The sequence below is a fragment of the Mycoplasma enhydrae genome, from assembly GCF_017116825.1.
Taxonomy (GTDB): Bacteria; Bacillota_I; Bacilli_A; order Mycoplasmatales; family Metamycoplasmataceae; genus Metamycoplasma; species Metamycoplasma enhydrae.
On the sequence record NZ_JAFIRD010000010.1, the window covers coordinates 1 to 12370 of the forward strand.

Consider the following 12370-nt stretch of genomic DNA (forward strand, 5'->3'; position numbering starts at 1 on the left):
TCAACTAAATTAGCGGCAGCTTTAGAGAAACTAAGAGCAGCAAGACAAAAAGCAGCTGATGCCAAGGCTTTAGCTATTACTAATAAATATAAAGAATACGAAACCAAAGCTGAAAACTTAGAAAAAGTAATTGATGATAAAATTACTGAAACACAGGAAGCTCTAGACAATGCCAAGGGTGAAGATGCTAGAGTTGACGCTTTAGAAAAAGACTTAAAAGAAGTTATTAAAAACCTTGAAGCAAAACGTAATGAAGCTAATGCTGCTAAAGGTAACATTGATTCATTGGACAGAATCCTACCTGATTTAAACACTTTAAACACCAATGCTATTCAAAAACACAATGATGAAAACAAACCAGAAAACACTAAGCATCAAAAACTTGATGTTGTTCTAAAACAACTAAAAATGCTAACTGATGAAGTTAGTGGAATTTACAATGCTCTAAATACAGAGAATACTAAAGATAAAAAAGAAATAACAGATGCTTTAGCTAAAGAAAAAGAAGCATTTAATAATTTAAAACAAGAAGTTAAAAATGCTATAGATTCAAAAAATATTACCGATCTTAAGAAAGTAATTGAAAAACTAAAAGAAATTAAGGAAAATGCTCAAAAAGTTAAAAATAGTGCAACTTCAAAACACTATTCAGCTAAAGAAACAGAAGCACAAGCCTTAATTACTGACATAACTAAGTCTATAAAAGAAGCAGATGATGCTTTAAAAGAAGCAGAACAAAGTGAACAAGACAGAATTAACAGAGTTAAAGTAGCACTTCAAAAAGCTACTCAAGACTTATTAGCTAAAAAACAAGAATTAGATGGCAAAACTAAATATGATGAAATTAATTTAGCTGTCATAACCACTAACACTGAACTAGAAAGTGCAAAAAATGTTCTAAGACAACACAATATTGATAAAAATAAGGCTATCGCTGAACTAAAAACTGAATTAGATGCCTTAGACCAAGCAATTAAGGATACTAACAGTTCTATTACAGCCGCTGAAGCTAAAGCCAAAACAATTAAAACTAAACATGAAGGTTTATATAAAACTTTTAAAGACACGGAATATAAAAATGCTGAAACTTTAGCTAATAATGCAGGTACAGAAATTACTAAAATTAATCAAGCAATTCAAGCATATGGAGAAGCTTTAACTAAAATCAATAGCATTAAAACTAACGCTAATAATGATGGTTACACCGACCTAGATGCTAGAATTGCCGATGATATTACAAATATTAATAAAGCATTAGCTGAATTAAGAGCCAAATTACAATCAGAACAAGAAAAAGAAAATGAACGTGTTAAAAATCTTAAAAAATTATTGCAAGACCATATTAGTACAATAACTAATGCACAAACAGATGCTGAAGCTCAAGAAGATAAAATAGATCCTTTAAAGACAAAATTAGACGATTTAGCTAATGCTATAACATCAGCTGAATCAGATTATGACACTAATAAAAATGATAAAAATGATGAAATTAAAGGTTTAATTAATACTTTAAAAACTACAATTGATGCTGCTAATGCTAAAAAAACTCTACTTAATAAAGCATTAACAGGTGCTAAAAAAGCAATTGATGATGCTCTTAAAGAAGCTAAAACAAAATCTACTAAAGCTATTAAAGATGCTAAAGATGCAGGTAATGACATTACTAAATTAAATTCTGCTATTGAGGATCTTAAAAAAGCTATTACAGATGTTGAATCAGTTATTCAACAAGCAATTGATAAAGAATATAATGCTCCTAAACAAGAAGCAACTGAGCTTTTAAAGAACCTAAAAGAATCTTTAAAAACTGCTGAAGATAAAGCTAAGGGCGAAGAAGAAAGAATTAAAGGTATTATTGAAGAAATTGATAGAAAACTTCAAGAAACAGCTCAAAAACTTCAAACTGCTAAAAATGCTGAAGGAAAATATGATACTTCTGTAACTGCTCTTGATGCCTTAAATGCCCAAATCACTCAAAATAATGATTATCAAACAAACCTAAATAAAGATGCTAAAAATAAAACTCCTCAAATTAAAACTAAATTAGAAGAACTAAAAACTAAAACAACTGAAGCTAAAAATGCATATGATAATTTAGTAGCAAAAAATAATCAATTGAAAACTCAAGTAGAAGCTAAATATACTGACGCTCAAAGTTCATGAAGCACAGCTAGAACAGGTTTAGATGCAGCTCTAACAAACAAGAATGAAACAAAACTAAAAGAAATAAAAACTGTTTTAGAAGCTTCATTAGAATTAGCTAAAGCTGCTAAACAGCTGGCAGCTGATAAAGATTATGGTGCAGTTAGAATAAATTCAGATGATTTAATCAATAACATTGAAAGAGATCTAACTAAAATCAAGGATGCTCTAGAAGGTGTTGAAAGAGACAGAATTGCTAAAGTTAAGGAAAAACTTGAAACTGTTATTAAATCTCTAGATGATTTAATTAAGAAAAATGATCATGCTAATAAATATGACAGTACAAGAGCATATGTAACTCAATTAAATAATTTAATCAATACCATTGAAAATGATGTTTATGATATATATAACAAACCAGAAAATACTAGTGTTCCTGAACTAAATCAAAAATTAACAGAACTTAAAAATAAACTTGATGAAGCTAAAAGACATTCTGAAGCACAAGATAAATTAGCTAACGATATCAAATGATTTTACGATTTCGCATATAAAGGTTGAAAGGATACTGAATATAGACAAGCAAAAGATGCTGATAATGCTAACCCTCAAACAGAAGTTGAAATTAATAATGCTATTGGCAAATTCAATACAGCAAAAACTAAGCTCGAAACGTTAATGGCTAAAGCTTTAGCTCAAGAATACAATGACAATAAAGCAGACCAACAACAAAAATTAGATGAAATAAATACTAAAATCCAACAACTAGAAGACAAGATTAAAGAAGCTGTTTGAAAACAAAAAGCACAAGAACATGCTCAAAAAATTCAAGAAATTTATAATAGACTTGAAATGCTTACTAACTTCAAGAAAATTAATGAAGATATAGCAGCACTAGAACCTTTAATCCAAGCTGCTCAAGACTTTATTAATAATGAAGTTAAAGACAGTAATGCTGCTTTCTTGGCAAACCTAAAAAATACAATTCGACAAGCTACAACCTTAATTCAACAAAAAAGAGATTATATTGCTCAAGAAACTGCAAAACACAAAGCAGAGTATGAAAACATTAAAAATACACTAGAACACCTTATCAATTTATTTAATTCTATTGGTACAAAATCAATCGAATTAACAAATGTGGAATTCTGACGAATAAATGAAGGTATTTTATCTAATGAAAACTTAGGAAAATTAAATAATACAGGAGATAAACTTGTAGAATTAGCTAAAAAAACGAAAGAATTAGGTGATGATAAATATGAAAAGTTAGCTCTTGAAGAATTAGAACCATTAATTTCTAAAGCAAGAACTTTATGATGATTAAAAAAAGCTCAAGGTTTAGAATTTTCTCTTAGTCACGCACATCAATTACCTTCTTCTGTTGTAACCGCCAACATTACTTCAATTGGTCATGAACATGATAGATATGACTTTGTAGTTGAAAAAATGACCTATAACGATTTAAAAGGTTATGTTAATATAAGAGTTAAATATTGATTTAAAATATATGGCGATACTTTAACTGAAACAAGAGATTATAGAATAAAAACTACTATAAAATATGAAGCTTTTGAGTTTAAAAATCCACGACTAAGAGAAGATGTTTATGATTATGAGGCAATGAAAAGAGACTTTGAAATTGATAATTCATATGAAAATCTAAAAAAATACTTCATATGAGATAACGGTAATGATAAACTTGATTATGAAGAATTTTTTGTTAAAAAAGTAGAAGAAAATGATATTACACTTATTAGAAAAGTTTCAATTCCTAATTCAGATAATTTAGATTCTCAAACCTTTAAAACTGCTGAAACAAATATTAAAATACATACTACTATAAAAGATAAAATCAGTAAAAACCGTAGTGTGTGAATTGAAGATAATATAAATGCCTTTATTAGTGGTTGAGAACTAAAAAGAACAAATGCGCAGCCAACCGCACTAACTATTAATGATGTAGAATTTAAACCTGGTACTTTAAATCTAATTCCTCATTTAGAAGTTCGTGCTAATTTTATTAGTCCTAATAATTTTGATGGAACTTTAAAAATTAATTTTAGTATTCATGACAAAGTAACCAATTCTAATCAAATAAAATTTTCTAAGGTTTTTGGTGGACTAATGCCAAGAAAACCTAGATTTGATTTTAGATATAATTTTAGTAATTATTTTATAATTATGATTAATAAATATAGAAGTTTTGGTGATGCATTTAAAAATTTAAATGGTAATAATCCAAATTTAACAATCGATGATAATTTCTTTAAAAAGCAATATAAATTAATTTGAAATACAAAGGATTCAAAAATCAGTCCTCTCTTTACAAATCTTAAAATTGAATCAATTAAATTCTCGCAAGACAGACACGGGTTAATATTTGATTACAAAGTTAGGACTAAATTTATAGTAGGAAGAAAAAGTGCTAGATCTGGTGATTTTGAGTATGCATGAAAAGAAATACAGGTGCAAAATGATTTTCAAGATTTTAGTTTATTAGCCAAAGTTACACATTTCCTTAATATGCTTAATTGAAATATACTGGGTGCTTACCAAGGTGTTTGACCAATTGAATTATATTTAGCACTTCCTTCTCATCCAGGAATTAGAGGTAATTTAGGAGATTTTAATTTTTCTGATACAAGAATTACTAAAGATAACCTACATTATAAAAATTTTTGAAATTTTTGACCAAGTTTTAAAAGTCATCAATCAAAAGCAATCCAATTAGTTCTTAAACATTTTAATAATAATGATGGCTTTTTTGAAAAGTTTTATCGAAACCCCGATACTTTAAAAAGTTTTTTGAATGAATGACATGGATTGAAAAATAGTATTAGAAATTTAATAAAAGCAATTTGACTTGCTGTACCTAATAAAAGGGAGCCTGGTGTTGGATCAAGATTTGAAGCGGAAGAAAAAAGATGAAAATCCTCAGCTTATGTTGTTCCTACTAGTCATGCTGATCCAGATAAATTTTTTAAAAACCATGTAGTGTTTATAGGTGAAAATGAAGATCAATCATCAAATGATTATACAGACAAAACAAAACACTAGAATAAACTTGAATTAAAAAGAGTCGACAATTTGTCGACTTTTATTTTCCTAAACAAAATTTATTAAACATGTTATCTAATAACGTTTCACTATCATATTCTTTATTTAAAATTTCTCTTAGTATAGACCAGCACTTATTAATATCAATAATTACCACTTCAGGACCATAGTTATTATTTAAACCTTCTAAAGCAGCACTTAAACAGTTAAGTGTTTGCTTTAGCAGTCCTAAACGCCTTGTGTTGTAAATAATATTGTCATCTTCATAATCAAGATCTAAATATTTTTTAACTAAAGCATTTTTTAATTCTCACACATTTTTGTTTTTAGATGAAATTTGAACATAATTTTTGTTTTGTTTATTTTTTAATAAATCACTTTTATTTATAACTGGAATATAAATTTTATTTTTAGCTAGTTTTTTAATAATTTTATCTTCTTGATTTTCTTCTAAGTCAGGATTTAGTAAATGTACAACTATTTTAGCTTCTTTAATTGAATCTAATGATTTTTCAATTCCAATATTTTCAATTTTATTATCTGTTTTTCTAATTCCGGCTGTATCAATTATTTTAAAAGGAATACCATTAATTTCATAATCAGCTTCAATAACATCTCTAGTAGTACCTTCTATATCTGTTACTATAGCTCTATCTTTATTTAATAAAACATTTAATAAAGATGATTTTCCGACGTTTGGTTTTCCAACAATAGCAACTTTAATACCTTCATATACATCAATAGCATTTTGAGATTTTTTAATTATTGTTTCAATGTTATTTTTAAGATTTAAAACTAATGTCGATAATTTGGTAGCATTCATTTGTTCGATATCATTGTAATCAGAATAATCTATATTTATTTCTATAATTGAAATTATGTTTAATAATTGTTGTTCTAGTGATTCGATAATTTTATTATCATTATTATTAAATTGTTTGATAGCGATTTCAGCTTGTATATTAGTTTTAGCATGAATTAAAGAATTAATAGCTTCAGCTTTATCTAAAGAGATTTTTCCATTTAAAAAAGCTCTTTTAGAAAATTCTCCTCTTTGAGCTAACCTTGCGCCGTTAGCAATAATTAAATTAAGAATCTTATTAGTAACAACAATACCGCCGTGTGCATTAATTTCTACTGTGTCTTGGCCTACATAATTTTTTGAGCCAATAAAGAAATTAACTAATACCTCATCTATAGTTTTATTAGTTAAAGGGTCATAAATATAACCATATGTAATAGTTTTATCTTTGCCTATTTTTCCTTTATATATTTTTTTAATTATTTGAATAGCTTCTGGTCCTGATATTCTAATTATAGAAATAGCTTGATTTATATTACCTGAAGCAATAGCAACAATAGTATCGTCAATTATATTATTTTTATACATATTTATATATTATATAAGTATTAGAAAATTATCGCTATTTTAGTATATAACGGCAACAGAAAAATAAAAAAGTTTGTAGTTTGTTAAATTAATTATAATAATAAGTAATGTATATATGTCAATATCTTTAAAAACCGCTAACTTTAAGACTAAAAAGTGTCTTAATTAAATGTCAATAAAAACAAAACAATTTTAGTTTTATTAACATTATTTAAAAACATTAAAAACTTATATATAAATTATTTGTATATAATTAATTTATTATCAAATGAGGTATAAATGTCTGTAGTTAAAAAACAAAAAAAGCCAACAGTAAATAAAAAAAAGAAAAATGATTTTATTTTAGTTGATGATATTAAAAAACCTTCTAAACACCAAATAGAGCAAACACGCGAATTAGATATTTATAAAAATTATGGATTAGGAAGTTTTAAAGAAATTAAACTAAAAAAAGAAAAGAAAAAATAATGCTAAAAATCGGTTTAATAGCAGAATTTAACCCATTCCACAATGGGCACATTTATTTAATTAATAAAATTAAAGAAATGTTTCCTAATTCTAAAATAATAGTAGCTTTATCATCTAATTACACCCAAAGAGGTGAAATTGCATGTCAATCATATTTAAAAAGAAAAAAAATCGCAAAACAATATGGTGTTTCAAAAGTTTTAAAATTAGATTTTGAAACTTCTACACAAGCCGCTCATATATTTGCAAAAGGTGCTATTGATAGACTAAATCAATACGGAATTGATTTACTAGTTTTTGGCACTTCTGATACTTCGGATATTAATGTTTATATAAATGCAGCTAATAAATTCAAAGAGAATTTAGAGTTTTATAATACAAAAGCTAAAGAGATAATGAAAACTGGTAGGTCTTTTATATATTCATGTTATGAAGCGCTTAAATTTATTATTCCTGAAAAAGATATACCTCAAGACATCTTAGGTTTTGAATATACTAAATATATAATTAATAATGATTTAAATATTAAACTAAACTGTTTTAAACGTACAATTTCTCATAGTTCAGACGACACTAGTCTTAATTATGCTTCAGGCACAAAATTAAGGCAAATGATTAAAGATAAAGAAGATATTTCAAAGTACTCACCTGTAAGAATTACTAAATTAAAAACAATTGAGAGCACTTATTCAAAATTTCAAAAAATAGTAAGAAAAAAAAAACCTCAGCAACTAGCAAAAATAAAACTAGTTACAGAGGGTATGGAAAATTTATTTAAAAAAAATATAAATGCTTCAACTTATGATGAATTTGTTGACCGCTGCACTTCGAAAAGGTATACTAAATCAAGAATAAAACGAGTATATTTATATGTTTTAAAAAGTATTAAGAGGTAGATTAAAACCTCCTACTCATAATAATGATTATCAAAATGAAACAAAATTTATAACACTATTTAAATTATTAAATTTATATAAAAAAATGACCTCTAGCCACTCCTTTATGCCGATATTTCAGCTTCTTAGCTTCCGCAAGTTATTTTTAACTCCGCGCCTTTTACATCTATACATACTATACAATATCATAATTTTTTAATCTTTTACAAAAAAAATAAATTGGTATAAATTTTTTCATATAAAAATTATAGTTTAAAAGCCGGTTTTACCCAACTTTCTATGGCTGGCCAACAGCTTTCGCTCAGACCTGTATTTACAATTACATTTTACCATACTTTATAATTTTTTAAAAAAAGTTGGTAACACACCAACAATTTTTATACTGCAATTCTAGATAAACTTACTTGCCCAATAACTAATCACATAGGTATAAAAATAAAACTAGTCATTGTTGATAAACTACTTACTTGCGAAGTATATTTAGCATTATTATTAGTATGTTGTGAATATAGCACAATTGTAGTTCCCGGAGGAACGGCGCCTGTCATTACTAAAATTGCTCCTACACTTACTGGAATTAATTTTTTAGCTACAAAGAAAGATACTAGCGCTAATATAAATAAAGGTATTAAACCAGATTTATAAAATAAGAATAATCAATTTTTACCTTTTTTAAACATCTCTTTTAAATCATTTTTAGCTAAACTAGTTCCTATAACAATTCAAATTAGTGGACTTATTAGACTGGCTACAATACTTATTGGTTTAGCTAAATAAGGCATAGTTATATTTCAATCAAACCAACCTGTAGGTCTACCTTGATAAGGGACTCATAAATTTTTTAGATTATCATATTTAAATCAATTAATAATTTTCGTTTTTTTACCTAAAACACCGCTTAACACCTCTACTTCTTGTCCGTGTAGAACACTAAAGTTAGGACCAAAAGTGGCTTCCTTTGTAAAAATATTTGTTGTGCTACCATAAACAGATAGTGTTTTATTTACATCTTTAATTGTTACACCTAATTTTGGTATATATTGTGTAGCTCATAAAGCTATAGCAATAATCACCACAATAAAAGCAGGGTTCAAAAAGGCTTTTTTAAGTGTATACTTAAATTCTTTTTTAGTAAACTTAACACCTGTTATTAAAGAGAAAGATAAACCAAAACCACCAACATAATACAATATGTTTCAAATATTTAAAGAACCTAATTCAGGTCCATTAGGAAATACACCTAAAACAATTGGCGTAGCAAACAAAATATTGGAACCATAAATACACATTAGTCAAGTAACAAGATGTTTACGTTGGAGTTGTTCTAAATAAATATTTCTATTTCAAATTTGTTTTTGTTCAAATTCCACATTGGCTTGATATTTTTCGAAATCTTTTTGAGCTCTTGTTAAAACTCTTTTAGGTATCAAATGTGGTAAAAATTTAATTCATAACAAAGCAATACCAGTTAATGCAAAATAATAAATTGCACTTAGACCGAAAACAATAGCATATATATTAATATCTGATTTATCTGCGTTTTTCATAAACGAAAAGAAAGATAAAAAAGGAATTATGATATTAATAATCATTTTTTGAATTGAATTTGTAACACCATCATTTAAAACCTTAGTTTTGTATAAAACAAAACCTAATAGTGTAACTACTAATGTAGAAATAATTGCACCTCAAAGGCCAGTATTTGTAATTATGCCAGTAAATAAAGTTGTGGAATTCATCTTAGATACCCAACTTTCTTAGTGCATCAACAGCAGCATTAGTTTCCGCTTCTTTTTTAGATTTACCAATACCTTCACCATATTTTATACCTTCAAATATAACAACTGAGCCAAATTGTGAATTTGAAAGACCTTCTGTTATATATTCAATATTAGAATTACTTGATTTTTGAAAATGCTCTTGTAATAAATTTTTAGGATGGTTGTGTTCAAAGTTTAATGCCTTATCAAAAGTTGGTTTTAATGTAAGTTCTGTAAATTCAAAAACTTTTGATAAACCATAAACTAAATAAATTGCGCCTATAAAAGATTCATATAAATTAGATACTGTTTTTTCATTCAAGCCGTTTGCAAAAGCAGATTTTGAATGCCTTAAGAAATTTAATAATTTAAATTTAGATGCCACAAATGCTAAATTAGTTTTATCGACAACGTGACTTCTTAATTTTGTAGCTGATCCAGCATTTCATCAAAGTTTATTAGAAGAAATTCATTCAGTTACTACAAATTGCAAGATACCGTCCCCAATAAATTCTAAAAAATCATTGTCATGTGATTTTTTATTTTCATTAGAATATGATTTATGAGTGAATGCAGATATAAGAATTTCAATTTGATTTCTCTTTAAATTATGCGTTTTTAAATTAAATGTATTAATAAATTCTGAAAGTTCTTTCCAAAACAATATGTCTTTATTATTCATTTTGAATTTCCTCCAGATTGTTTTTTATTTCGCTAATAAAATTTTGATTATCTAGTAGATTTTTAATTTGATTTAAAGAATTATAAAAAGCTAATTCATCTGAGCTGCCATGTGCTTTAATTACTATTTTTTCTAAACCGATAATATAGGCACCACCTACATTTCTGTAATCAAATCTATTTTTAATTTGCTTTAATTTTGGTTTTAATAACCAACCACCTATTTTAGATATAAAATTTGACATTATGGATTGTTTTAATAAACTACCAAAACCCATAAAAGATGCTTCCATAGTTTTTAAAAATATGTTTCCTGTTTGACCTTCTGCTATAACAATATCCACAACACCATTAACAGCGTCCTTTGGTTCAATAAAACCATGATAATTAATTGCTTTGTTGGCTTTTAGTAGACTATTAGCCAACTTTACATTTTCATTACCTTTATAGTCTTCCGTTCCAATATTAAGCAGTCCAATAATAGGGTTTTTATTTTCAAACATTTTTTGATAATATTTAGTGGCAACAAGTGCTCAATTATTTAAATAATCAGCCGGGGTTTCTACATTAGCACCAGCATCTAGTAATAATATATTTTTTTGAGTCGTAGTTGGTACTACAGGCATAAAAGCAGGTCTAGAAACATTTGGTAACCTTTTAATCTTTAAGCTAGATAAAGTTATTAAAGAACCACTATCTCCACTGCTCAATATAGCATCACAATCATTTTCTACCAAATAATTAAAGGCATCTAGCATAGATGACTTATTTTTTAAAATATCCCTTGGAGAATTTTTAATATGTGCAATTTCACAAGAATTAATTATTGTAAATAATTTGGTTTCTTCTTTTAAAGTTTCTTCAATGTATTTTTCATCACCAACCAAAATAATTTCAAATTCTGGAAAGTTTTTTTTAAATTTTAAAGCAGCTCTAGTTGCTTCATAGTGCCCATTATCATTATTTAATATATCAAAAACAATTTTTTTCATTTAACACCTACTCTGTTGATATTAGATATGGATAAATAGTTTGGCCACCATTATATATATCAATTTGAACATCAAAATTAACTTCTACATAATTTTGTAATTCACTTATATCTGCCTCTGTAACATCTTGACCATAAAATAAAGTAACAATCTGTGTATCTTCATTAATCATTTCATTTAATAATTTAATTGCAGCTTCATTAAAAGTTGGCGCTGTGTTAATTAATTTACCTTCTTTAATAGTCATAAACTCTCCAGCTTTCACTTTAATACCATCTAATTTAGTGGTTTTAATAGAAGGAGCGATTTCACCATAGTGAATACTATTTAAAGCATCTTTCATAAGCTGATGATTTTCTTCAATTGAATTTTCTTCACTGAAGTTATATAGAATACCTAAAGCTTGAGCTTGTGATTTAGTTGGAATTATAATAATTTTTTTATCTTTAATAATTGTTGAAGCTTGTTGAGCTGACAAAATAATGTTTGAATTATTAGGCAATATAAAGATAGTCTCAGCATTTGTTGAATTAATGGCATATACAATATCATTGATTGAAGGATTATTTGTTTGTCCTCCTTCAACAATATATGAAGCCCCACTTTCTTTTAATAAATTAATTATACCTGCACCTGAATTACAAGAAATTACAGCGGATTTTTTAGGTTTTTGTAATTCGCCATTTTCAACTTCTCTTTTATTATTGGAATTATCGGTATTCTTTTTACTATCGTTGGCTTGTAGCGTCATATTTTCGATTTTAACTTTAATAAACTGACCCAAACTATTAACAGCATTTAGAACTTCTCCTGGTCTAATTGCATGAATATGTACCTTTAGAATAGAATTGTCCTGAACAACAACCATTGAACTTCCAATTCTTTCTAATTTGTTAACCAAAAGGTCTTTATTAAATTTTTTAGGCTTTTTGAGTTCTAAAATAAATTCAGTACAATAACCAAATTCTCCTTCAAAAACTT

8 protein-coding genes are annotated in these 12370 nt (G+C 26.8%); 3 read left to right on the top strand and 5 right to left on the bottom strand.

What is annotated here, in order from left to right; genetic code table 4:
* Positions 1-5202, top strand: a 5202-nt coding sequence (locus tag JXZ91_RS02875; RefSeq protein WP_205851512.1) for a coiled-coil domain-containing protein, incomplete at its 5' end; no start/stop codon positions are given.
* 40 nt (positions 5203-5242) lie between these two features.
* On the opposite strand, the gene mnmE is transcribed toward JXZ91_RS02875, so the two are convergent.
* Entirely contained in the window at positions 5243-6592 is a 1350-nt protein-coding gene (gene mnmE, locus JXZ91_RS02880) for a tRNA uridine-5-carboxymethylaminomethyl(34) synthesis GTPase MnmE (protein ID WP_205851513.1), read from the bottom strand.
* A 279-nt stretch (positions 6593-6871) separates the two neighbouring features.
* On the opposite strand from mnmE, the gene JXZ91_RS02885 reads away from it, so the two are divergent.
* A complete protein-coding gene (locus JXZ91_RS02885; protein ID WP_205851514.1) occupies positions 6872-7060 on the top strand; it encodes a hypothetical protein in 189 nt (62 codons plus the stop codon).
* Positions 7060-7956, top strand: a complete 897-nt coding sequence (locus JXZ91_RS02890) for a nucleotidyltransferase (protein WP_205851515.1) — start codon at positions 7060-7062, stop codon at positions 7954-7956. The genes JXZ91_RS02885 and JXZ91_RS02890 overlap by 1 nt, the downstream gene beginning before the upstream one ends.
* 377 nt (positions 7957-8333) lie before the next feature.
* Here JXZ91_RS02890 and JXZ91_RS02895 read toward each other — a convergent pair whose 3' ends face one another.
* The 4 genes from JXZ91_RS02895 to JXZ91_RS02910 form a co-directional block, all read right to left on the bottom strand.
* On the bottom strand, positions 8334-9695 hold the full coding sequence (locus JXZ91_RS02895) for an AEC family transporter (RefSeq protein WP_205851516.1): 1362 nt from the start codon (positions 9693-9695) through the stop codon (positions 8334-8336).
* A gap of 1 nt (position 9696) precedes the next feature.
* The gene (locus tag JXZ91_RS02900) at positions 9697-10398 is read right to left on the bottom strand and encodes a ribonuclease III family protein (protein ID WP_205851517.1); all 702 of its coding nucleotides are present in this window, start codon (positions 10396-10398) and stop codon (positions 9697-9699) included.
* Complete coding sequence (plsX, locus tag JXZ91_RS02905) at positions 10391-11389, bottom strand: phosphate acyltransferase PlsX (RefSeq protein WP_205851518.1); 999 nt, start codon at positions 11387-11389, stop codon at positions 10391-10393. Before plsX ends, JXZ91_RS02900 begins: the two co-directional genes overlap by 8 nt.
* Positions 11390-11396: 7 nt before the next feature.
* On the bottom strand, positions 11397-12370 hold a 974-nt coding region (locus JXZ91_RS02910), incomplete at its 5' end, for a fatty acid kinase subunit FakA-related protein (RefSeq protein WP_506736982.1).